The organism is Paenibacillus sp. JNU01 (assembly GCF_059130585.1).
Genome location: NZ_CP169723.1, coordinates 4,497,052 through 4,519,811, shown reverse-complemented (window position 1 = coordinate 4,519,811; position 22,760 = coordinate 4,497,052). Strand labels below are relative to the sequence as shown.

Annotated in this window: 25 protein-coding genes and 1 riboswitch; of the genes, 7 read left to right on the top strand and 18 right to left on the bottom strand. The window is 47.5% G+C overall.

Translation table 11 applies throughout. The features are described 5' to 3' along the window. Positions 1-544: 544 nt before the first annotated feature. From NLBNIHML_RS19795 to NLBNIHML_RS19740, 12 genes are all read right to left on the bottom strand, one after another. Entirely contained in the window at positions 545-1,003 is a 459-nt protein-coding gene (locus tag NLBNIHML_RS19795) for an NUDIX domain-containing protein (RefSeq protein WP_494352584.1), read from the bottom strand. After that, complete coding sequence (locus NLBNIHML_RS19790) at positions 1,000-1,797, bottom strand: LamB/YcsF family protein (protein WP_494352583.1); 798 nt, start codon at positions 1,795-1,797, stop codon at positions 1,000-1,002. Before NLBNIHML_RS19790 ends, NLBNIHML_RS19795 begins: the two co-directional genes overlap by 4 nt. Beyond that, a complete protein-coding gene (locus NLBNIHML_RS19785) occupies positions 1,794-2,828 on the bottom strand; it encodes a 5-oxoprolinase subunit C family protein (protein ID WP_342571689.1) in 1,035 nt (344 codons plus the stop codon). Before NLBNIHML_RS19785 ends, NLBNIHML_RS19790 begins: the two co-directional genes overlap by 4 nt. Then, positions 2,825-3,541 carry a 5-oxoprolinase subunit PxpB gene (gene pxpB, locus NLBNIHML_RS19780; protein ID WP_339258538.1) on the bottom strand — a complete coding sequence of 239 codons (717 nt, stop codon included), beginning with the start codon at positions 3,539-3,541 and terminating at the stop codon, positions 2,825-2,827. Before pxpB ends, NLBNIHML_RS19785 begins: the two co-directional genes overlap by 4 nt. A 37-nt stretch (positions 3,542-3,578) precedes the next feature. Next, complete coding sequence (locus tag NLBNIHML_RS19775) at positions 3,579-4,412, bottom strand: DUF2785 domain-containing protein (protein WP_494352582.1); 834 nt, start codon at positions 4,410-4,412, stop codon at positions 3,579-3,581. Beyond that, the gene (locus tag NLBNIHML_RS19770) at positions 4,413-5,006 is read right to left on the bottom strand and encodes a histidine phosphatase family protein (RefSeq protein WP_339239256.1); all 594 of its coding nucleotides are present in this window, start codon (positions 5,004-5,006) and stop codon (positions 4,413-4,415) included. It abuts the gene before it with no gap. Continuing rightward, the gene (locus NLBNIHML_RS19765; RefSeq protein WP_339258535.1) at positions 5,003-5,593 is read right to left on the bottom strand and encodes a DUF1572 family protein; all 591 of its coding nucleotides are present in this window, start codon (positions 5,591-5,593) and stop codon (positions 5,003-5,005) included. Before NLBNIHML_RS19765 ends, NLBNIHML_RS19770 begins: the two co-directional genes overlap by 4 nt. A gap of 67 nt (positions 5,594-5,660) precedes the next feature. Then, a complete protein-coding gene (locus tag NLBNIHML_RS19760; RefSeq protein WP_339258533.1) occupies positions 5,661-5,990 on the bottom strand; it encodes a DUF952 domain-containing protein in 330 nt (109 codons plus the stop codon). Between the two features lie 51 nt (positions 5,991-6,041). Further along, positions 6,042-6,599 carry a GNAT family N-acetyltransferase gene (locus NLBNIHML_RS19755; RefSeq protein WP_339258532.1) on the bottom strand — a complete coding sequence of 186 codons (558 nt, stop codon included), beginning with the start codon at positions 6,597-6,599 and terminating at the stop codon, positions 6,042-6,044. A 28-nt stretch (positions 6,600-6,627) separates the two neighbouring features. Continuing rightward, positions 6,628-7,035 (bottom strand): ribosomal maturation YjgA family protein, encoded by a 408-nt coding sequence (locus tag NLBNIHML_RS19750; protein ID WP_494352581.1) that lies wholly within the window; start codon positions 7,033-7,035, stop codon positions 6,628-6,630. 4 nt (positions 7,036-7,039) lie between these two features. Next, positions 7,040-7,591, bottom strand: a complete 552-nt coding sequence (locus NLBNIHML_RS19745) for a GrpB family protein (RefSeq protein WP_494352580.1) — start codon at positions 7,589-7,591, stop codon at positions 7,040-7,042. A 386-nt stretch (positions 7,592-7,977) separates the two neighbouring features. Next, the gene (locus tag NLBNIHML_RS19740; RefSeq protein WP_494352579.1) at positions 7,978-9,084 is read right to left on the bottom strand and encodes an Ig-like domain-containing protein; all 1,107 of its coding nucleotides are present in this window, start codon (positions 9,082-9,084) and stop codon (positions 7,978-7,980) included. Between the two features lie 180 nt (positions 9,085-9,264). Here NLBNIHML_RS19740 and NLBNIHML_RS19735 point away from each other — a divergent pair, with 180 nt between their 5' ends. Further along, on the top strand, positions 9,265-9,468 hold the full coding sequence (locus NLBNIHML_RS19735) for a hypothetical protein (protein WP_494352578.1): 204 nt from the start codon (positions 9,265-9,267) through the stop codon (positions 9,466-9,468). 230 nt (positions 9,469-9,698) lie between these two features. Here NLBNIHML_RS19735 and serS read toward each other — a convergent pair whose 3' ends face one another. Continuing rightward, a complete protein-coding gene (serS, locus tag NLBNIHML_RS19730; protein WP_494352577.1) occupies positions 9,699-10,997 on the bottom strand; it encodes a serine--tRNA ligase in 1,299 nt (432 codons plus the stop codon). Positions 10,998-11,385: 388 nt separating this feature from the next. Here serS and NLBNIHML_RS19725 point away from each other — a divergent pair, with 388 nt between their 5' ends. Further along, positions 11,386-12,621, top strand: coding sequence for an MFS transporter (locus NLBNIHML_RS19725; protein WP_494352576.1), 1,236 nt, complete (start codon positions 11,386-11,388; stop codon positions 12,619-12,621). 360 nt (positions 12,622-12,981) lie between these two features. Here NLBNIHML_RS19725 and NLBNIHML_RS19720 read toward each other — a convergent pair whose 3' ends face one another. Both NLBNIHML_RS19720 and NLBNIHML_RS19715 read right to left on the bottom strand, forming a co-directional pair. Next, on the bottom strand, positions 12,982-13,482 hold the full coding sequence (locus NLBNIHML_RS19720; RefSeq protein ID WP_494352575.1) for a DUF2798 domain-containing protein: 501 nt from the start codon (positions 13,480-13,482) through the stop codon (positions 12,982-12,984). A 140-nt stretch (positions 13,483-13,622) separates the two neighbouring features. After that, the gene (locus NLBNIHML_RS19715) at positions 13,623-15,023 is read right to left on the bottom strand and encodes a phospholipase D-like domain-containing protein (RefSeq protein WP_494352574.1); all 1,401 of its coding nucleotides are present in this window, start codon (positions 15,021-15,023) and stop codon (positions 13,623-13,625) included. A 244-nt stretch (positions 15,024-15,267) separates the two neighbouring features. After that, positions 15,268-15,380, top strand: a riboswitch (TPP riboswitch). A gap of 219 nt (positions 15,381-15,599) precedes the next feature. Here NLBNIHML_RS19715 and NLBNIHML_RS19710 point away from each other — a divergent pair. The 5 genes from NLBNIHML_RS19710 to NLBNIHML_RS19690 all read left to right on the top strand — a co-directional run bounded on the left by NLBNIHML_RS19710 (position 15,600) and on the right by NLBNIHML_RS19690 (position 19,773). Then, complete coding sequence (locus NLBNIHML_RS19710; protein WP_494352573.1) at positions 15,600-16,640, top strand: ABC transporter substrate-binding protein; 1,041 nt, start codon at positions 15,600-15,602, stop codon at positions 16,638-16,640. Positions 16,641-16,864: 224 nt separating this feature from the next. After that, on the top strand, positions 16,865-17,155 hold the full coding sequence (locus NLBNIHML_RS19705; protein ID WP_017690996.1) for a thiamine-binding protein: 291 nt from the start codon (positions 16,865-16,867) through the stop codon (positions 17,153-17,155). After that, positions 17,155-17,913, top strand: a complete 759-nt coding sequence (locus NLBNIHML_RS19700; RefSeq protein ID WP_472474944.1) for an ABC transporter permease — start codon at positions 17,155-17,157, stop codon at positions 17,911-17,913. The genes NLBNIHML_RS19705 and NLBNIHML_RS19700 overlap by 1 nt, the downstream gene beginning before the upstream one ends. A gap of 39 nt (positions 17,914-17,952) precedes the next feature. Continuing rightward, positions 17,953-18,861 (top strand): ABC transporter ATP-binding protein, encoded by a 909-nt coding sequence (locus NLBNIHML_RS19695; RefSeq protein WP_494352572.1) that lies wholly within the window; start codon positions 17,953-17,955, stop codon positions 18,859-18,861. Between the two features lie 105 nt (positions 18,862-18,966). Continuing rightward, entirely contained in the window at positions 18,967-19,773 is an 807-nt protein-coding gene (locus tag NLBNIHML_RS19690; protein ID WP_494352571.1) for a TatD family hydrolase, read from the top strand. Positions 19,774-19,905: 132 nt separating this feature from the next. Here NLBNIHML_RS19690 and nfsA read toward each other — a convergent pair whose 3' ends face one another. From nfsA to NLBNIHML_RS19675, 3 genes are all read right to left on the bottom strand, one after another. Then, positions 19,906-20,649, bottom strand: coding sequence for an oxygen-insensitive NADPH nitroreductase (nfsA, locus tag NLBNIHML_RS19685; protein ID WP_339258513.1), 744 nt, complete (start codon positions 20,647-20,649; stop codon positions 19,906-19,908). Beyond that, positions 20,642-21,241, bottom strand: coding sequence for a TetR family transcriptional regulator (locus NLBNIHML_RS19680; RefSeq protein ID WP_091018425.1), 600 nt, complete (start codon positions 21,239-21,241; stop codon positions 20,642-20,644). Before NLBNIHML_RS19680 ends, nfsA begins: the two co-directional genes overlap by 8 nt. A gap of 168 nt (positions 21,242-21,409) precedes the next feature. After that, complete coding sequence (locus tag NLBNIHML_RS19675; RefSeq protein WP_494352570.1) at positions 21,410-22,570, bottom strand: YhgE/Pip domain-containing protein; 1,161 nt, start codon at positions 22,568-22,570, stop codon at positions 21,410-21,412. Positions 22,571-22,760: the final 190 nt, after the last annotated feature.

Below are 22,760 nucleotides of genomic sequence, written 5' to 3'. Positions count from 1 at the left end.
ATCCTGATCTCTTCCTCATATACATTGGATTAAAACCGATTCACACTGGTACTACGATGACAGAACAACCTTCCAATCGCTGTTACCCCCAGATTTTCTGATTTCCTTCTCTCAAAGGGAAAAATCCGGTGATAAAGGCGAGCGCTTCGCTTTTTCAGGTTTCTTCTGTCCTCTCCGTTATCGTGTGAATGCTTAATTCCAAAGGATATATGAATAAAAATTCAAGATACATGCGAACGCTTCGCTTCCTCAGAATCGATTCCGTCCCCTCCACTACGTCTACTGTTCTCCCAATTAAGGGTGAATAATAAAAGTACAAAGAGAATTGTAGTTATTACTCTCTCTTTTGTTTAATGACAGTTCATTAATCGCTTATCACTAGCGCCAGCTTAATGCTGCTCTGTAATAAGCCTGTACTTATAGTGTACCCACCTCACCTATGGTGAATCCCATGAACCTGTTTGCAAACGTGACAAAATTGGAAAAGTCCTTTATGAAAATGTTTACATACAGGGATTAGCGCGTCATTTTCTTCATATCTGATTTAATTCAAATCTCCAAGATAGATTGATGAAGAACCCGATTGAAGCAGTAACTCACCAATGGTTTTTGGATATAAACGAACCTGAGACAGCTCTTCCAGAGCAATCCATTCCACGGCGACTTGATGGTCGTCAGGATTGGAGCCTTCAAAAATAGTTGCCTCCGGATCGATCAGGCTGCACGCAAAATAAAATTCAACCTGGTGGATATCTGCATCCCACTCGGCGAATTCATGATTTTTTCCGATATACTCTCGAATATGCAACAACTCTCCCACGTTCACAACCTGGCCAATCTCCTCCAGACATTCACGTGCGACTGCATCCTTGAGTTCTTCACCTTTCTCCTGTCCTCCACCCGGGAACACATAAGCGGTACCATATTGGTCTTCCAGCCGAATGACCAGCAGTCGTCCATCCTGCACAATAACGGCCTTCGCCGAGTTACGTATGGGTTTCATTCTGTTCTTTCACTCCTTGTCATTCCAGAATTGTGCGCGGATAACTGAATGCCTTCCGATTCCAGCACACGACGAATCTCTTGAGCAAATGCTAGAGCATTCGCTCCGTCACCGTGGATACATACCGTCTCTGCCTTCATGGAAACCCGCGTGCCATCCGTGGATACAACCACGCCGTCTTTCACCATCTGGAGCACTTGAGCAATCGCTTGTCCCGACTCTTCAATGACAGCCCCCGCTTGGCTTCGAGGGGTTAGCTTACCATCCGCCCCATAGGTTCGATCCGCAAACACCTCGCTCACACTGCGCAGACCGATGCGATCCGCAGCGTGAATCAGCTTACTGCCCGCCAGACCATACAAATACAGCTCGGGTTGTACTTGATAGATCGCCTCCACGATGGCTTCAGCAAGCTTCGTATCTTCTGCAGCCATATTGTATAAGGCGCCGTGCGGTTTCACGTGATGCATTCGCCCCCCACTTGCACGGACAAAGGCATCCAGCGCACCGATCTGATACACCACCATGTCATATGCTTCCCGTGGCGTAATGTCCATACGTCTTCTGCCAAACCCTTGCAGATCCGGCAATCCGGGGTGAGCGCCAATTGCCACCTGATGCTCCAATGCCTTCTCCACCGTGATCCGCATCGTAGCCGGGTCCCCTGCATGAAACCCGCAGGCTATATTGGCTGACGTAATTAAGGGCAGAATGGCTTCGTCCGATAACGTGCGATATATACCATAACTTTCGCCCAGATCACAATTGATATCCAAGGTTTTTGAGGTATTCATTGAGCGCCCTCCATTCTTGCCATTCTTCTGCGTATCAGCTTATCCATGAGCTGCATATTGATCTCCTGTTCCATGTACAACTGCCGGGCTTGATCATGCGTAATCTGTGCAAAAGAAATTCGGGTTCCCGGCCTAGCCTGAGCCAGGATTGGCATATCCACCTGAGCTACCTGTGCTATGACAGGATAACCTCCAATCGTCTGATGGTCTGCCATCAAGATGATCGGCTGACCATCGGGTGGCACCTGCACCGTGCCATAGGTAACGGCTTCTGACAGCCGATCCAGCGGCTGATTCAGCTCCAGTCTGGAGCCTTGCAGGCGATAGCCCATCCGATCGGATTGCGGAGAGATTACGTATTTTTCGGCATAGAAATGTCCCAGACTTGCCTCGCTGAACAGCGAGCTGTCCTTGCTCTCCATCACACGAATAACAGCTCTCCCATAATAGTCAGGTCTTTCACGTTCAGATAAGAACCACGCAGGTGCCAATATTCGGCGGCCCCGCTCACTTTCTTCTACCTGCTGCTCCATACGTTTCATCCATACTTGTGCTTCACCAGAAGGTTCACCTGTAGATAACAGGTCTGCCGCACGCAGGGCTCTTCCTTCCACACCGCCAATACCTGTCTTAAGATCTGTACTTCGACTGCCCATCACTTCCGGTGCAGCTATTCCACCCGCTAACGCCAGATAACAACGCAAGCCATGACGACACGGGCCAAATTTCATTACACTTCCAGCCCGCACCAGCACAGGACGCCACAAAGGTACAGGCAGATGATCGACCGTTGCTGTCAGATCCCCCCCACATAATGAGACTAGCTGGCTCTCCTGAAATCGAAGCTCCGGCCCCGTCATCGTCATCTCCAGCAGTGCTGCATTTCGGGGATTGCCCACAAGCATATTGGCGGCTCTGGCTGCAAAGGTGTCCATGACCCCGCCAGGATGAATACCATACCGGCGATAGCCGGTTCTGCCTTCATCCTGAATGGTAGATAACAGCCCAGGACGAATCACTTCAACACTCATCGTTCATCCTCCATCCGCTTCAACGCCAGATAGTCCTGCTTCGTAATCTGTTCAAATCGAACCCGATCACCTGCTGCCAGCAAACTTGGTACCTTCTCATCCGGCCGAAACAACCGGAGGGGCGTTCGTCCAATACATTGCCATCCTCCGGGTGTATCTACCGGATAGATTCCCGTCTGTTTGCCCCCAATCCCTACTGTACCGGCCTCTACCCGAAGCCTTGGCGTTGCCCGTCTGGGCGTAGCAATCCGTTCAGATAACCCACCGAGATACGGAAAACCTGGGGCAAATCCAATCATATGGACCAGATAATCCCCGGATGTATGAATTGCAATAACGTCCTCTGAGGTCAGTCCATGCTCACTGGCAACATAGTCCAGATCAGGCCCCCATTCGCCACCGTAACATACGGGAATCGTGACCGTTCTGGGCTTGTCTTGTACGGATTCCTTCATTTGGTTCAACTGTTGAAGCAGAGCGCGGCACAACTCGGGGTACGGGGAGATGAACGGATTATAAAATAGTGTAACGGATGTGTATGAAGGCACCCATTCGATCATGGCAGGCAGAGTTCTTTTTTCCAGCAAAGCACATACAGACGCCACTCTGCGCTGTACCGCGACAGACAAGTGATCCCCGCAATCGATGATAACGGCTGTCTCACCCAGCGGAAACAAAATCTCCTTTGTCCAAGCATACGGTAATTCGCTCATGCGCGATCTCCCCTCTGTCCACACGTTTAGCGTATCGTTATTTATCTCTCTCCAATGTCAGCAATACTAGTGAACGAACCGCCGGAAACGGCTCGTCTTCTTCTGTACGTATCGCAAGATACAGTGTCTGCAAAAACAGACGCACATTCAGGTCCCTATGACTGGTATCCAGAAATGATCTGTTTACTGCCTTAGTTTCTTGATGAAGGGAATCGATCCACAACGTAATATCTTTTTGCTCCAGCAGATTGCGACGAAGAATGGTCACTACAGCATGCGCTATTCGCTGATCTTCATCATGGATGTAAACGTCACTTGATTCGGTTATTTTCCGACTGATTGTATGCAGAAGTTCCAGCAGTTCCATTCGCTCCAGATATGGTGACTGAGCCAGGTCTTCAACCGCATCCGCCGCATGTGCGGGGGCATGCGCCCAGCCCTTATCATCGACATAGCCGCGAAGATCTTTTTCACATGCCAGATATGTAATCAACCGATGATGAATCCCTGCGATATCCACCTTGTTCAGGAAAGGTTTCTCACGATCCAGATTCAGGATTGGAGGCAGTAACAATATGGAGAACGTCCGTGTAAACACACTGTCCGTTCCCTGCTCTCCGATGCCATGGAAGAGGTGCTGATCATCCAGAGCCAACTGCAACAGATGCCTCAGCTCGTCTTCCGTAAATACACCCTTTCCAATCCAGGTTGCAAACGTAATATAGATCAATTCATCCCGCAGGACAGGGTCAGGACTGCCAATATGTTTCATCATATGCAGCGCCAATTCGTAAGGTTGTTCCACATGGTCTATGGACCGATTAGCTGACTGGATATGCTGCAATTTTTGCTTTAACGTCAGAGCATCCATCTATTGTGCATCCTTGGACGAATTCAAATGCACGCTGCAATTGTACAGTTCGCATTGCCATGTATCATCTTTCTTGGCAATCCGCGTAATGGATGTATTGGACAGCTTCACACTAATATCAAGCTCAGGCACCAGACCTCGTAATGTATTCCGCAGGACGGCTCCGTGACTGACCACGATTACTTTGCCATCAGGATGCTGCTGTACAATCTCTTCAAGCACTGCACTGCCTCGAACAGTCCCTGCATCTGCAAGCTCCCGTCCCAGATCCAGGGTACTCCAGTCCGCTCCCCACTTGGCTAACCGTTCCTCTTCCGTCGTTCCTTCGACCTGTCCTCCGCCCATCTCGCGAAGTCTGGAGTCCAGATGGATCTCCTGAATGCCCAAGCGATCACCAATGATGCGAGCCGTCTCACTTGCACGTTCCAAGTCACTTGCATAGATGGCATCCCATGATTCCTCTGCCAGTCTCGTTGCAAGTAAAACCGCTTGTTCCCTTCCCTCCTGATCCAGCGGATTGTCCGTCTGGCCCTGAGAACGTTTTTCCTTATTCCACGCTGTGCTTCCATGGCGAATCAGTGCAATTTCAGTCATTGTTGTTCCTCACCTTTTTCGATATGAAGTTCATCTTCTGTAAAATGTTTGCGTGCCTTTGGCTTGGCAAATTTGCCGCCATTATATTGAGCAGATCCGTTTCTCGGGATCGAGAGACTGTCCCACGCTGTTTCTTTAAGCATTTTCGCGGCAAATACAATCTGTCCGACATGATATGGATAGTGCGCCAATTGCCGAATAATGGCCTCCATGACGGTATGTCCTTCATTGCGAATATATATGATATGAGACAATTGTTCCGGGGTAAATGAACGAATGGCTTCGAGCAGGCATGTCCAGCCTTCCTCCCATTTGGCGATCAACTCTTCCCGGGAAGCAATATCATTCACGAATTCGGCATCCCGTTCACGCCAAGGTTTCTCTCCATCTGTTGTCAGTACCTCTGTCCAACGGGACAGCATATTGCCCCAGAGATGTTTTACAATCACCGCGATGCTGTTCGCGTCTTCATTCCAGGATTGAAACAACTGCTCGGACTCCAGTTGCGCCATAGCTTTTTCCCCGAGCTGCTTGTAATACAGAAATTGCTTCTCCGCCGTTTCCAGAAAAACCTGATTCATATCCACCCGTTAACCACCCTTCGAAAAAAGTAATATCGCCCTGATCACGTTCATCCCGATACGTCACTTGCCTTTATTCAGGAAATGAGAATGTACCATCAGCATTCGGTTCAAATGGAATGACTTTACGTACTGCATCCAAATTAAGTTCTCCATAAATATGTGGAAATAGTTCATTCAATTCGTATAGATCTTCATACACCAGTTCCGGCTTTAACGCCTTCTCATCAATACTAAGCAATAACAGATCCGTGCGACCTGCATAATATTGCCCGGCTACCCATGGAATCTGTTCCTTGGTGGAACAATGAATGAATCCGTCTGTCTCCAGGCTGTCTGGTGCATACTCACTGCCCTTGGACACTTCCTCCCACAATGAACGGGAAATAATACTGTAGATCATGGTTCCGCCTCCTTCATTTTCTGCGATGTACCCTATGTGTCGTTGGAAATATTATAGATCATCCCGGATACGGGAGTACATTTTTTGATCTGTAAAGATACCTTTGATCTTCAACTGTTTACGCAGCAAACCTTCATACGACATGCCCAGTTTCTCCATGACACGTGCTGAGCCTATGTTGCCTGCATTACATTTCCCTTCCAGCCGGTTGCAGTCCAGTTCCTGAAAACAATAATCCACGATGGGTTGCATCGCTTCTACAGCGAGCCCCTTGCCCCATTGACTGCTGGCTATCGCGTATCCCAATTCAGCACTTTGCATGTCTTCGTTGAGATGAAAAATGCCACCTCTCCCGATTAACGTCCCTGTTTCCTTCAGGACAAAAGCCCAGATATGGACCGTTTTCCGTTCATAATTATCCAGTACCCGCTGAATATATTGCATTGAATCTTCAACCGTCTCATGGCAATTCCACAAGCTTTGCTGACTCACCCTTGGATCAGAGGCAAACGCATAATATTCGTCGAGATCATCCATCGTAAGACGTCTCAGTCTTAAGCGCTGTGTTTCGAATTCGGGTGATTCGGCAAAAAGTTTTTCTACATTCATTCAGCATACCTCCATGATTCACTTGAGTTCAGGTTCCACCCATCTTATTTCTCAGGAAATAACGATCGATCATAACCATGCATAGAATACCGACCATATATCGAATCAGATCGATCACCAGAAAACCATGTCCCAAAATAAGTGCACCCCATACGGTTGAACGTATTTCAATCAGCCAAGGCGTCTGAATCAACTGTGCGAACTCAATCATCCAGCTGAATGCACAGCTCAAACACATCGCCCATACCAAACTGCGACGAGGCCACACCATGCGTACTCCGAAATAAATCATACCCGCCCAACATGCATCCCCGAAATGTTCGTACACCCAACCCGGCAATCGTTCACCATAGTGTCTGGATGCGAGTCCTGCCGCCATGGTCATCATGACTGCGAAGAAATAGATCAGCCTGTCTCTGATAAGTACGATTTTCAATCAATCACACGCCTTCATCAAGCACTTGTAAAATAAATTGCGTTTTGGCCGCGGTATACGATTCCCTATCTTCCTTGTTCTCATCAGCAAGCTTCGTCTTCAGGACGGCGTAAGCTTCCACCAGATCTGGGCGTTTTCTCAGCACATCCCGAAAACGAATTTGACGATCCCAGCGTTCTTCTCCCGGGCGCATCAGATGAAGGTGTACAGCTCTCTTTCCATCCTTAACCCTGACCCAGAATCGTCTGTACTCCCGTCCATCCAGTTCAGGTGGAACGTAGTTCCAGCCCAACGGATTCAACTGATCGGCAATCCGATCCATGTCATCCCATGACTGAACCTCTGCCATCAGATCAATAATGGGTTTGGCGGGTAACCCTGGTATGGATGTACTTCCAATATGTTCGAATTGATGGATATTAAATTGCTCTAAAAGGTGTTGAAGTTGCCGAATTTCTTCCTGAGCCTGCAAGTCCCAATTCGTATTGGGCGGAGCGATCTCTACCGACTCTGTCGCCCAGGCCGGCCAGTTTTCCGGTTGCATTGGATCTGTCATTCAGGTATCTCCTCTTCCACATGACATCTTAAATGGTAACCTTCTCTGTATTTTTCATAGGTGCGTTGCTTCATGCATTCAATCGTAGTACTCCGTTGAGCTGTAAGTATGGAACTTAGGGATAGAAGAAGATATTTCAGGTAAGCCAGATCACTAGAGTTAGGGTCCGAGCTGATAATCGAAGCTTTCATATTCATCCCACCCATTCCCGTTATATTGTTGTTAAAACAGAAGGCATTCCAGATCCCTATTTCTATATATCCAAAAAGGAGCGTATGTCTACGCCCCTAATTGTCTGATACCCTTGATCATATAATGCTGTTAATGTGATGATGTACTGAATTTATGTTTGGATTTATGCAAAGTGCTTCATTATATATATATATTTATTTTACCGTAACAGGGATGGTCACTTTTTTGTTGCCCCACTTGGCCGTTATGGATGTTTTACCTTTGCCTACAGCTACAATCTTGCCATTCGTTACTGTCGCTACGCTCGGCTTTGTGCTACTCCACACCGCACTGTCAGTCACAACAGTGGTTTTACCCGTATCATACTGGGCCATCACACTTAGCGTTGTACTTCCCTGTGGGGATAAAACCAGTTTTTTCTGACCTGTAATTAGCTTTTTGAGCAAAGGTACAACGGTAACCTCTGCCTTTATTGTCTGATTTTGATAAGTTCCTGTCAAGGTGGCTTTTCCTTCTGTCAGCGTTTTGACTGCTCCATTTTTCACGATAGCCACATTTGTATTGGAAGAGGTCCATATCACTTGTTTCGAAAGGTTGATCGTTTTGCCGTTTGCATAGGTGCCAATCACCTTCAATGCTTTTGACTTCTTGATGTTCAGCTGCATGGATGCAGGTGTAACCTCAACTTTGGTAATTACGTCCGTCACAGCAACGGGCACTTTCACAATCGTCGTTCCGTATTTGCCTTGAAGCAATACTCTGCCTGGCGTAACGCCTTTGATTTTACCGTTTTCCAGCACAGCCGTGCTACTTGATACCGACCATACAATCTCAGACGTCACATCCTCTACCTTTCCGTTCGCACGTGTAATGCTTACTTTCGGGAGGGTGTTTTCACTGCCTTTAACAAAATTATAGGAGTTTGGTGAAGCTTTGATGCTTTTAATCTTCTCCTGAACTTGCACAACCAACTGGGCCTTAACCCCGTCTACTTCTGCAAAAATGGTTGCTTCGCCTGCGGCCACAGCCTTGACTTTGCCTTTCACCATCGTTGCAACTGCTGCATTACTGGTGGACCAAGTCACGCCTTCGGTAACATCCTGCTTATTATCAAAACCTTCTACCGTGGCCATCACCTGAAGTGTAGCTGTTTCGGATACACTCATCTTCTGCGGACTGTTATTGGTTATTTCAATCGATGTCACATCACCTGTAGCCGCCAAGGCCAACGAAGGGACAAGTATTGTTAATGTCATAATTAGAGCAAGCGTGCCTCGAAGCGCCAGTTTGATTCTACTCATTTCTATCTCCATCTCCCATAATCCAATATTTTACTTCTATTATATTATATCGGATACGATTAGCATAAAGTTGAATAACGTAAGTGGGAGTCATGGAACAATTCATGATTTTCATTGTATAATATGGGAAGGTCGCGTAATACTGTTTCAATAAACCTAAAAGATGGGGGTGGGATATGTATGATCGAAAAGAATTTGCTTGATATGGTTTCACCTAAAAATAATCGTAAACGTATGAAATCTATCGTCACTTCGACATCCACCATGATTCGTCCTGAAGACGAAATGGTTCTATTGATGAAAACAGCCCGCAATCGTTTCAAAAAGGCCCTTGAATCTGGACAAATTGAAATCATTAACGAGCGTGAATGGAAGCTGCGTTAACATTTAAGAAATAATTTTATTTACTTACATATAACGAAGAAATTTGTGATCAAGAAAGTAAGCTATACCTTAGGTCCGAGCACTAACCAAATCTGTTAAATTTGGCACAAATATTTAGGGGATTGGTTGATTCAATAGCGTTACCGTTTAAAAGGGGATGTCCCTCGTCACATGTAACTTGACGTGTGGAACATCCCCTTTTCTACTGCCTAAAGCGTCACATAACCTCTCTACTTCACTTCATCCTGCTCTGGCAAAATCAAGCTCTCCACGCCTCCCATATAGGGCCGCAGGGCTACCGGAATGCGAATACTTCCATCCTCTTGCTGATGATTCTCAAGCAACGGAATCAGGATACGCGGCGATGCCACCGCCGTATTATTCAGCGTGTGACAATAGGCCAACTTACCCTCGGCATCCAGGCAACGAATATTCGAACGGCGAGCCTGAAAATCATGCAGATTCGACGACGAATGGGTTTCCCCATATGCACCACGGCTCGGCATCCAGGTCTCGATGTCATACTGTTTGTACGTTTTCTGCGACATATCTCCGGTGCACACGGCGACAACACGATACGGCAGTTCAAGTAATTGCAGCAATTCCTCAGCGTGTCCCGTAATCTCTTGCAGCATGCGCTCCGATTCTTCCGCATCAGGGGCACAGAGAATGACCTGCTCGACTTTGGCAAACTGATGCACACGGTACAATCCGCGTACATCACGTCCGCCGGAGCCAACCTCACTACGGAAACACGTCGATACCGCGGCCAGCTTCACCGGCTCCTTCACATCGACAATCTCATCCGCATAATACGAGACAAGCGGCACTTCAGAAGTCCCCACCAGCCACTTGTTCTCCCCTTCGAGTTCGTAGACCTGATCTCGACCCGTTGGGAAGAATCCGGTGTTCACCAGTGCATCCTCCCGGACCATCAGCGGAACCTCCATTGGTGTAAAGCCGTGCTTCAGCAACAGATCCAGCGCCAGTTGTTGTACTGCCCGATGTAATAACAGGCCAGCGCCTTTCAATACATAGCTTCTTGTACCACCAATCTTAACGCCACGGGGAATATCGATCAGATCATGCAACTCCCCAAGTTCCACGTGATCTTTGGTGGTATACTCGAACGTTGGAACCTCTCCCACACGTCGCAATTCCACATTATCCTCATCCGACGTGCCTTTCGGGGTATCCGGGGATACGATATTAGGTACCAGCCATTGCAGCCTGGTTACTTCCTCCTGCACAGGGGCGAGCTTCGCTTCCACCTGTTCCAACTGTTCATTGATCTGTTTCACCTGCGCCCGCAAACCATCGGCCTCTTCCCGATTCCCGGCTTGCATGAGTCTGCCGATGTCTGCGGATAACGTATTGCGTAATCTGCGCCCTTCTTCCGATTCCTGCAAAAGTGCTCTGCGTTCCTCATCCCGCTCCAGCAATGTGCGAATGTTAATCTTGATTTTTTTCCCGTCTGCTGCCGCCTGAACCTCTTCTGCGTGTGCCCGAATCCACTTCATTTCCAACATGGTCACCGTCTCCTTTGGCTGTAAAAATACAAAGAGCGCCCTCATCCCTTGGGACGAGGAGCGCTCTGCTCGCGGTGCCACCCAACTTGCTGAATCAGGATATCCTGCTTCCAGCCTCTTGGTCCGCGATAACGGGCGGTTCCGGTTAACTTGGGGAAATATCGCTCCCCTGGCGAAAACGCCTCCGAGTTGGATGCTCATCAACGGCATGGTCCGATCTGTAATTGTTGTGTCTCAGTATATACGAACGATAGACCAGATTGCAACCTTTTGTATAGATCAGGAATTCATGGCACAACGTAACCTGTCCTGTTATGATAGACTTTGTCTTCATGGTTGCGCTTTATTGTGATCCTCAACTTATGTATATATGTAGAAGGAGTTCTTTATGAAAAAATTACTTTGGATCGGGTGTCTCTCCTATTTCCTCATTGGACTTGCCCACGTTGTGCTTGGTTCCATTCTGCCCGTTGCACTGGAACATTACGGCAAAGATTATAGCCAGGGCGGGACATTGATCTTCGCTCAATTTGCCGGATTCCTGGGCGGTGTATTGTTATCTCCGTGGCTGAACCGACGCTTTGGTAAAAGGGGAGGCCTGTTAATCGCGACAGCATTGCTCTGTATCGCAGAATTATCCTACATGCTGTTGCCGCCATGGGGCTGGATGTACGTCATCGCACCCGCTGCCGGTTTCGGATTCGGAATGGTTGAAGCTGTCATTGGCACCATTATCATCGCTGCAATCAAAGACAATACTGCTGTTGCCATGAGCCGACTGGAAGTGTTATTCGGGATCGGAGCGATGATCATGCCGCTCATGGCCAGCGGTCTGATTGCTGCCGGATACTGGCGTTTATCCTTTCTCGTTGTTGCGATCTGCGCAGCGCTGACCTTTGCTTTCTGGGCGAAAGGATCATTCGGTGAGCTGGACAAGGTTCTGGAGCGACGAAAGCCAGCCGATGCTTCGAGACACACTCACACTGCCGGTGCATCAGGTGAACCGCATTCCGCAGATACCCGTATACCCGGCCCAACCTATCGTGGACGCAACCTGACTCTTCTGGTTCTGTTCGTCCTGTTCTTCTTCCTTTATGTTGGCACCGAGATGAGCCTTGCAAACTTCATGCCAGCGATCCTGATTGAGAAAATGAATATGAAGGAAGCCGGAGCAGCGCTTAGTGTCACCTGCTTCTGGATTGCCATGTCTGTAGGACGACTCTTCGCGGGATATATCGCAGAGAAATTCCAATACCGCGTCTATGTGCTGTACAGTTGTCTCGCATCTGTTCTTTTGTTAATGGTGTTTCCATTTACAGACCAAATCTGGTCTGCGTTTCTCATCATCTTACTACTCGGACTTGCGATGTCGGGCATTTTCTCGATTGCCCTAGTCTTCGCCAGTAAACTGCTGCCTGGAACCGAAGAATCCACACCCAGCATTTTGATTGCCTCAGGTGGGGTTGGCGGTGCCATTTTGCCTTTGACCACGGGATGGAGTCTTGATCATCTGGCGGTTAATCAGTCTGCATGGATGCTTGCCATCTTTGCAGTTGGCCTGCTTGTCATTAGTGTGATCACGTATCAGTGGCAGAACAAACATGTGGTCGATCCAGCAACTTAACAGCTATGGGTGATACAGTCCAGAGCGATAGAATCAGAATTACCTATTAAAGAAATCGAAATGTCTACTGTCATGACTTGATGGTAGACATTTTTGGTAGCGTTACTCTGTTTTTTACGAACCCAGCACACGCTATTCCGCTCCATTTCTGTATGTTCGAAATCTAACGAACCTTAGAGAAGTTATTGTAGATAATTAGCTTCAAATCAAGGTCTTGTTGCATTTTTTTGGCATATTAACGCCGCTAAGATTCGTTAGATTTTTCATTCCCCAAGAACCGACTTAATAAAGTGTTCTCGATTCGTTACGATCTATTCATTTGCACAAGATTGCCCAGGAAATACTTTAAGGCCATCGGAATTACACACTTTTGCTAACAGTAGGCATTATATGCCCGTTGCTCTTGATGAATTTACCGAATACATATCGTACGAGCGGCCCTAGTATGATCAACTGATATGGAAGTGCCAGACTGAAATTACGAGCGATTGTATGCAGGTACGTACCAAGTACGGATACCCCATTTAATTGGTCCGCAAGATACGCTGAAATCATTCCGTACAAGGACATGATCAGAACCATACCAATCACCATGAAAAATGACATGACCAGCACGCCAAGGATCTTGTTGGACTTGTCAAAAGGTAAGGAAAATGCAATTTTTCTCGCTACAGGGCCAACAATGAAGGACTCCACCAGAAAAGCGATGACAAAACACAATATGAATTGAAACAGAATCTCAAGCGGGGACAACTTGCCCAGTATCCCAGTGTGCCACAGATTGAAAGTCATCATCACCAGGACCATTCCTGTACACATCATTAAGCCGAAAATAATTTGTTCCTTCTTGCTCGTTGGCAATTCTCTCATCCTCTCTGTTTACCTTCGTAATTATAGAGATGATGACCCCCACCACATAAGTGAACATTCCGTGAACAAATCTGATTTTCAAGTTTTGATAAACCGGAGAAAAAGTTAAGCTCAAGAGAATACGTTTTTTTCTACAACATAAATTTCCAGAGAAAAGACAATTTGGATAACGCTGTGATTGCTATTCGTTTGAACACAGAGCCTTTCTGATTCGTAGATTCTGCTGGATGTTCACCTTTAACCGCAAGTGTACTATGTGCACGTTTGATATCCATAGCCTCTGTTAGTTGGTCGGCGAATGCAGAACCGGAAATGACCACAGCGGATTCGGTATTGAGGAAGGCAGATCTGGGATCAAGATTATACGAACCAACCATGCTGAGGTAATCATCCATGACAAATGATTTGCCGTGTATGGAATAAGGGCCTTCGTATTCATATATGGCCAGACTGGTATCAAGCAACCGTTCCTTAGAGCTTAAGTATCCCGCGAAAGCCAAAGGGTTAGGGGTCTGCTGGATTGAATTGGTTAGCATGACCCATTCTGCTTTTGGATTCATCGACAGATGTACGGCTTTCTCCATTTTCTTGGTAGGAATGGCATATGGCGTCTGAAGGTACACTTTCGACTTTGCTTGATTGGCGAAATGAACAAATGTCCTCCACATGATGGGGTCTTTATACAGCCTTTTAATTGGATTGTGAATGAAAGCAACGTGGTCGGAATGAAGAGCTCCTCGAACCCATTCCTTTGGCAACACTTTCACAAAAGGATCACTCTGAGCCTGGGCTTTTTGATATAACTCAGCCAGCTGAGCCAGCTCTTTTAACCCTTTTGCATGATGCTGACGTTTTGCATGTTTTTCTGGTTTGGTGAATGGATGGTTCCATAACTGATCTAGATATTGTTTCATTTCAACAACCGTGCTGTTCGTATTATCGTTTGCATTGTAAACAAGGACATCCCGATCAAAAACATAGTCTTTTGGGGGGTGCAATGCCATATATTTATCACCAATATTTTGGCCGCCAATGATTCCATATGTGTTGTCGACAAGAAGGATCTTGTCATGCAGACGATTATGCCATGTCCATGGCATAAATAGGTGGAGTGGTTCATAATATCTTAATTCGACATTGGGATGAGCTGCAATGGCATCTGGAATATCACGCAATTCTCCGCGCATGCTGTGAAAAATCCCGTCTAAAATGATTCGAACTTGAACCCCCCGATCAGCCGCATCGAATAAAGCAGCAAAAAAAAGCTGAGATGTTTTTCCTTTTTGAATGGAGTAATAGGCTAGGTCGATGCTTGTTTTTGCCTCTCGAATGGTCTGGATTCTCACCTGTCCCGATTGAAAGCCGTCCTCCAGGAGCATTACGCGATCTGTTGTACTTCCTTCTGTTAACGATTTTTGCATATCCGTATTTTCGATAGCAGATGGAGACGGAACCAAAAATAAAAGGTAGGCTGTGAAAAAAACGTAGGCACTATAACACAGAATCATTGCGATTATGGTTTTAAGGATCATTCAGTACTCCCCCATTTTTATGTAAAAGTATTTAATGGTATAGCAGTACTATCTCCTTTTGTCTCTAAATTATGTTGTTTAAATGAATCAAGCTGCTCGGCTCAAGGCCAAACGATCAAAAACTAATCACCGAAGCGGCTTAGAAGCAAGTAGACGATGACCCTAAATCCGTTCCCATCCAGTTCCTGACTGGACACGACTGGGCCTCTGGCCTATAATTACACCTAGTAATGCCCGTAACTTCATAGTTTCCCAGGGGAGTCGGAATTGGCCGGCTGAGAGTGTATCCCACCAAGATACTAACCCTTAGACCTGATCTGGATCATGCCAGCGTAGGAATCGGAGTATATCGAAATGGCACAGCCCTATGGCTGAACGCCACCTCTCTAACGCCTGCACGCGTCCCGGATTACGGGGCGCTTTTTTAATGTTCTTTTATATAGCCAGAGAGCTAAAAAAAGTGACGTTATCCGGATCATAGCTGGTATAAATCTGTCGATTTATGCAAGAAGCTTGGATATGAAGCCAAGGAGTACCCGTGCCACTGGCCGGACATACCGAAGGAGAGAATCACAGATGAAATGGCGTAAAACAATGGGACTGTTGCTCTTATGTGTACTACTGGTGACTGTGGCCGCATGTGGCGGTAAAGAAGCTGCCCCGGCTGAACAGAACAGCAGCACGAATACGGAGAGCAGCAATGAAGGTGACACTGCCGCCCTGAAGGATATTAAAGTGGTGCTCGACTGGACACCGAATACGAATCATACCGGCCTGTATGCGGCCGTAGATCAAGGTTTTTACAAGGCCGAAGGCTTGAACGTGGAGATTGTACAACCAGGTGCCGGTGGCGCAGATACGATGGTTGCATCGAATGAAGTGCCTTTTGGCGTAAGTTATCAGGAGAGTGTAACTCAAGCCCGCACACAGGGTGTTCCACTTGTCTCCATTGCAGCAGTTATTCAGCATAATACATCCGGGTTCGCTGCTCCGGCGGATCGGAATATCAAGTCACCGAAAGATTTTGAAGGCAAAACCTATGGCGGCTGGGGTTCCCCAGTGGAAGAAGCCGTGATGCAATCCATTATGGAGGGCGAAGGCGCCGATGTATCCAAAGTGAAAAACATTAACATGGGTGACGCCGACTTTTTCACCGCAGTGAAACGGGATATTGATTTTGCATGGATCTTCTACGCCTGGACGGGGATTGAAGCTGAACTACGCGGAGAACCGATCGACATGTTATATGTGAAGGATTATTCAGATGCACTGGATTACTACACGCCTGTTCTCGTAACGAACGAGCAGACCATTCAGAACGACCCTGAGTTGGTGAAAGCATTCCTGAAAGCCACTTCAGAAGGATATCAATACGCAATTGATCATCCCGAAGACGCAGCGAATATTCTGATCAAGGCCGTCCCGGATCTGGACAAGGAATTAGTACTGGCAAGCCAGAAATGGCTGAGTCCGAAGTACACGGATGACGCCCCGCGCTGGGGAGAACAGAAACAGGAAGTGTGGCAGAACTACACCGACTGGATGTTTAGCAAAAAACTGCTGGATGAACAGGTCGACGTGAGCAAGGCATACACAAACGAGTTTTTACCCCAATAAAATATCTCATATAAAACGAACTTAATATTTACACGAGGACGGAGAGGACAGAAATAACGTGAAAAAGCGAAGCGGTCGCCTTTATCACCGGATTTTCCCTTTAGAGAAAGGAAATCAAAAAAATCTGGGGATAACAGCGATTGGAAGGTTATTCTGTCATCGAAGTGGCAAGTGTAACCGTCATTAGTTCATTTTATATATCACGAAAGGAGCCGTGATCTCTCATGGCAAGCACATTACTTAGCATTCAGGTTATTCCAAAAACGCCAAATGGCGAGAACTCTTATCCTTATGTAGATCGCGCCATTGAAGTTATTCAGCAATCTGGCCTGAAATATCAGGTGAACGCGCTCGACACCACGATGGAAGGGGAACTGGAGGAACTGCTGGAGGTTGTCCGCAAAATGCACGAAGTACTCGTCGAGGCTGGCAGCCCAAGCATCATCTCCCAGATCAAAATCGCCCATAGCCCTACTGGCTTCAGCATGGATACCCTGACGGAGAAGTACCGCTAATGAATGCCTATTTCAAAAGTGTATGGCCGCCCTTCGTGGCGGTTATTCTCTTTATAGCGTTATGGCAGGGAGCTGTATCCCTGTTCCACATCGAGAAATGGATGCTTCCCGCACCGTCCGATATCGCCCGCGAAGCGGCATCCCAAGCGGAGCGACTGGGCATGCATGCCTCCGCAACCATTCAGTTAACCCTGATCGGATTCGCGGCCGGCACAGCGGTTGGATTACTGATTGCAATGGTGCTGCATTTGGTGCCTTTTCTCAAGTCAGCCCTGTATCCTTTACTTATTCTTAGTCAAAATATCCCGACCATCGCGCTCGCACCGCTCCTGTTAATCTGGTTCGGATTCGGGCTGTTGCCCAAGCTAATTACCATCATATTAGTCTGCTTTTTCCCCGTTGCGGTGGCGGCCATGGACGGCTTGACCCGTACAGATGCAGCGATGATGAACTATATGCGCATGGCTGGTGCCAAACGTCGTCATATCTTCTGGAAGCTGGAGCTTCCCCATGCACTACCATCAGTATTCTCCGGTATCAAAATCGCCGCTACCTATAGCGTGATGGGCGCCATCATTGCCGAATGGATTGGTGCAGACAAGGGCATTGGTTATTATATGATGCTGCAAAAATCAGCTTATCGCACAGATCGCTTATTCGTGGCAATCATGATTATTGTCGCGCTCAGCTTACTGCTCTTCCTGCTCATCGCGTTGCTGGAGAAGCTGCTCGTGCGCTGGCGGCCACAGAAGCGATAACAAAGCATGTAAGTCTATATATTAGGAAGTGATCAGCATATGAATCAGCAACAGGACGAACACGTCCAGCCTGAACGGGGAGCACGCACATTGGAACCAAAGCACGGTGAAAAAATTTACTCGACTAATTCCGGGCTACCGACATATACGACTGCTGCTTCGGTTCCACCTGCACTGGACGTCGTGGATGTTCATGCATCATTTCGTGAACGACGGAGCAGGCTACCGGTGTTGAACGGCCTGTCCCTGACTGTGAAGCAAGGTGAGTTTGTCGCTATCGTTGGGCCATCCGGCTGTGGCAAAAGCACCCTATTCCATATCATCGGTGGTCTGCTGAAGCCACAGGAAGGGCAAGTGCTCATGAACGGTCATAATGTTACGGGCCAACGTGGCAAAATCAGTTATATGCCACAACAGCCTGCCCTTTTCCCTTGGCGTACCATTGAAGAAAATGTACTGCTTGCTGGTGAAGTAGCTATGGATACTCCTCCCCGGGCCGAAGCACTTGCAGAGGCTCGAAAATGGTTAAGCAGCGTGGGTCTTGCCGGATTCGAGCAAGCATACCCGCATATGCTGTCGGGCGGTATGCAGCAACGCGCTGCATTCCTGCGCGCCCTGCTTAGTCCGCAGGAGTTGATGCTGCTGGACGAACCCTTCAGCGCACTGGATGCACTGACACGTAGCGACATGCAGCGCTGGCTGCTCGATATCTGGGAACAGAACCGTCGTTCGGTGCTGTTCATCACTCATAATATCGAAGAGGCATTGCTGCTTGCGGATCGGGTCTATGTATTATCCAACCGGCCTGCAACGGTGTTGCATGAGGTACATGTTCCTTTTGATCGCCCTAGACGAGAAGAAATTACGGAAGAATCGGCATTTCTTGAACGTAAACGGCAAATTGCACAGTGGATGAGAGAAGAACAGCAGAAAGCCCGCCTATCTTGATAGCGCGGGTTTTAAAGTTATTATTTTCCTTTAATGGGTGATCCAACACAAGAAATTCTGCGTACCATAGATAAAATATATAGGAACACAAGGAGGAATTCCCTCGTGCATTCTCAAGCTTTTGCACCATTGATTGATGCTCATATTCATTTGGATCAGTATACCCCTGACGAACAACGTGAGATGTTGCTATCATTTTCGTCTCAGCAGGTCGAAGCGGTCATTGCGGTATCCATGAATCTGGCTTCTGCCCAGGCCAATCTGGAGCTTGCTAATCAATATCCACGCACTATATATCCGGCCTTCGGTTTCCATCCGGAACAGGAACTGCCATCCACCGCAGAGATGGACCTGTTCTTCCAATGGATTGAGCAGCATATGGGACAAGCCACAGCTATCGGAGAAGTCGGCCTTCCCTATTACAATCGACTGGAGGCTGAGCAAGCAGGAAAGCGCTTCGATCAGAGCGGGTATATCGAGCTGCTTGAACGTTTCATCCAACTCGCGAAAAAGCACAACAAACCGCTTGTCCTTCATGCTGTATACGAAGATGCGGATATCGTCTGTGATCTGCTGGAGCAAAATCATTTCCGACGTGCTCATTTCCACTGGTTCAAAGGGTCCCGCGAAACGGTAAAACGCATGGCAGACAACGGTTATTTCATCTCTTTCACGCCGGATATTCGTTATGAAGATGAGATTCGTGAACTCGCCCGGCAATATCCAGCAGAACAAGTCATGGCCGAGACCGACGGCCCTTGGCCCTTCGAAGGGCCGTTTCAGGGACGAATGACACACCCTGCAATGACCAGACAAGTCATTCAAGCATGGAGTGAGATCACCGGCATGGGAACCGACCGGGCCGCCCGTCTCTTTTATCAGAATACAAAGCGTTTCTATGGCTTAACTTGATTACAATCTGGTAGAAGCAAGCGCACTCGCTTGCCCTGCCAGCACAACACAAAGAAGCCAGTCGACTTTTCCCCGACTGACTTCTAATTTACATATATATAAGTGGAACAAAATTTTTACCTTCCGTTCAACTTAACGCTTCAGGAATCCTTTGCCTTCCAGGAACGGTCTCACCTGCAACCGTGCCGGCTCAGTCAGGCGCTTCGCCATCAGTTCGGACCATGGGGTCGTTCGTTCTCCATTGGTCCGTTCTTTCATGTACGCAGTTGTAGTCTCATCATACTGCTCAACACCTTTGAGGCTCTGCTCGGCATTATAGCGATTATGATGCAGAACGGCTTCCAATGGCAGGCGTGGCCGAATTCCTGTTTCCTGATCTGCAACACCAATACACATGCCGTACACCGGATATACCCCTTCCGGCAATCCCAACAGCTCAGCGACTTCTTCAATCCGAGTACGAAGCCCGCCGATATATACAATTCCGAAGCCAAGAGATTCGGCTGCAAGAGCGGCATTCTGGGAAGCCAGAGCAGCATCAATCGTGGCTACCATGAAATTCTCGGTCGAATCGGCATACGATTCCTTCTCAGGAAGATGACGTTTCGCAGCATCACTCAGCCGATATAGGTCAGCACACCACACGAGAAACACGGGACATTCATTGACGTAGGCCTGATTGCCTGCCAATTCAGCCAGCTTGGCTTTTTGCTCCGATTCAGTCACGGCAATCACGGTGTAAGCTTGTACACTGCTTGAAGAAGAAGCCATCTGCCCTGCCGATACAATGGCTGCAAGCTGCTCATCACTTACCGGGTCTGGCTTAAATTTTCGTACAGAGCGGTGTTTCATCATCAACTCAATGGTTTCATTCATGGCGATTCACTCCCAATCCTCGAAGTACGAACTCAATGGTCTGCTCCGCGAGCTCGTCTGTATTCATATGTTGATAATCAAAGCCAAATCGTGAATTCTTGGCCCGTTTGTGTGCCAAAGCCACACCCATAACCTGAAGCATTGCATAAGATACGGACTCGATTTGGAACAATCCCTGGTCCTTTCCTTCTTGCAGCAGTTCCCTCACGCGTGTCCAGACGGGGTCCAGAAAACGAAATACGGTAGCTGTGCGATGTGTACGCAGTGTAATTTCAAGCTGCACAATATCGCTCATCTCTCGATCTGTCATCGTGAACTTCACAACTTCACCAATAATTCGTCGGATACCTTCCACAGGCGAGGACATGGACTCTTCCGCCAACGAGTTCATCATATGATCGGGGAAGAAATGTTCAAATAATGCCTCGAACACCTTTTCTTTGCCGCCAAAATGGTATGACACCAGCGACACATTCGCACCCGCCTCATCACAGATTTGACGAACACTCGTCCCGTCATACCCCTGCTGTGCAAAAAGCTTCTTGGCTGCAAGCAGTATCCTCGTTTTGATATCCAACTCCGGTTCCGTCATTCCGTCCCGCTCCCTCTTGTCCGTTCATCTCATTCGCTCTAGCTCAAGGACAGCAGCCAGCGAATCATCTGTCTATTATATTACACCAAGCACCCCGATGAAAATCATCGGGGTGCTTGTCCTATCCTATTGTCCTATCTTATGAAGCCGTTACATGTATCTGTTGTATTAGTTGTGTGCTTGAACCGGGCGTGGTGCACCAGCTGGCATGCGTTGTTTTTTCAACAACGTCACAACCAGTGACAGAGCAACAGCAACCAACAGTACAATGACGATAGATCCTGCAGCAGACTGAACTCCTGGGCCTCCCAATTGCACGCTCAGAATACCCTGAACGGCGTATGTTGCAGGCAGGTACTGCCCAATGCCGCTATAGAAGCTGTTCAGCAATTCACGCGGTACCATAGCACCGGAAGATACCAGTTGCAAGGACAGTGAGATGATGTTGAACAGACTTCCTGCCGGTCCGAAACAGATCAGGAAGAACTGGGAGAAGAACATGAACGTACACAGGAAGAGTGCCTGGAACAACCAGAACGCAACGAATCCTTGTGCAATCTGTCCGCCCAATGCAACGATCAGCGATGATCCCAACAAGGAAACGACCAATGCAGAACCCACGTTAATGACAACTCTCGCGCCAAACAAAGTCAAGCGGGAATAGGTAGATGACAGCATACCCATGGCTGTCTGCAGGTTCATCCCCATAATCATGGCACCTACATAGGAAGCCAGTACCATCATCATCGGCACCATCTGATTATTCATCCCGTTAACTGGGTTGATGGACGTTGTTGTTCCTTCCACTCGGGTAGCCAGGTTCGCAGCAGCTTCAGCAGCCTGATCGGCAGGCGCACCTGAAGCAGTTAACACCGTCTGAACGCCTTGTGCTGTAGCTTGTTTGTTAATCGTGTTTGTCACACTTTGTGATACACCTTGCATCATGCTTTTAATCGTAACCGGGTTCGCTTCATTAATGGTGTATTTAATCTCGGCGGTTGAGCCAGCCGTCTGAAGCAGTTCGTTGAACCCAGCCGGAATATCCAGCACCATGTGTACTTTGTGATGATTCAACTGAGCCAACGCTTCAGCTGCACTCAGATTGGATACGGTATGGAAAGGAAGTGTTCCTGCGAGCGAATCCGCAATTCCTTTGGACATTTCACCATCCTCGTTCACAATTGCAACCGTTAATTCTTTCGTACGGTCATTTACTCCAGAATATGCGGTCATCCAGATCACGCTAAAGATCACTTGGAACATAAGTGCTGTTACGATCCCTACAATCACTGGCGGTTTTTTAAACAATGTACGTAAAGCCTGTAACATAAAAGGTGTCCTCCATTACTCAAAATAGTTCTAATTTGATTTAAACAGTTGTTTGAATCAAACGATCGTTTAAATTTTATGTGTATATGACCATATTGTCAACTCATTTTTGAAATATTCAGAAAATATAAGATTTATTCATGAATGTAATTAATTCATTTTCACAAAATAGCATAATACCAACTTTTCT